General features: G+C 43.0%; 1 protein-coding gene. It reads left to right on the forward strand.

Translation table 11 applies throughout. From position 1 onward, the window contains the following. Positions 1-141 precede the first annotated feature (141 nt). On the forward strand, positions 142-856 hold a 715-nt coding region (locus EYQ95_RS26230), incomplete at its 3' end, for a reverse transcriptase family protein (RefSeq protein ID WP_132332181.1).

Here is an 856-nt window from a genome sequence, read left to right on the forward strand (position 1 = left end):
CTTTAGTTCGACCCAGTTTCAGCTGGTGATTCGGATCATCTCTTAGCAAGTCTTGAGAAGAATACCGATCAAGAATATTTATGGACAGAAGCGGAGCCATGGTCTGAAAATGCCCTTGGAAATTCAGAAGGCCTTGTTGAGTTGGAAGCCTCTGAAAATATTGTGGAGGAACCACCTTCAAACCTTCCAACAGAAGATTCTGTTCAAAAGATAGACTTGGGAACACCAGATAACCCACGTCCTGTATTCATAAGCAAGAATATAAAGGATGAGGAGTTACCCGAGTATGTCTCTTTTCTTCGTGAGTTTGTTGATTGTTTTGCATGGTCTTACGCTGAAATGCCTGGCTTAGATCCCAAAATAGCAGTTCACAAACTCAACCTGCAAGAAAATATCAAGCCTGTCAAACAAGGCCAAAGAAGATTCCGTCCTGATGTGATGGACAAAATTGAACAAGAAGTTCAGAAACTCAAAAACGTTGGCTTCATCCGCGAGGAACAGCATCCTGAATGGTTGGCCAACATCGTCCCCGTGACAAAGAAAAATGGGCAAATCAGAGTCTGTATTGACTATAGATACCTGAATAATGCATGCCCCAAAGATGAATTCCCGCTCCCCATACCGGAGGTAATGATTGACAACACCTGCGGGTTTGAGCGAATGACTTTCATGGATGGCTTCTCTAGCTATAACCAGATAAAGATGCATCCCGAAGATGAAAGGCATACATCATTTCGGACCCCATTTGGCGTGTATTGCTACACTATCATGCCATTTGGTCTGAAAAATGCTAGTGCAACATATCAGAGGGCTATGATGAAGATATTCCAAGATATGCAGCACAAGACGGTCGAAT

Source organism: Lysobacter sp. N42, from assembly GCF_004344885.1.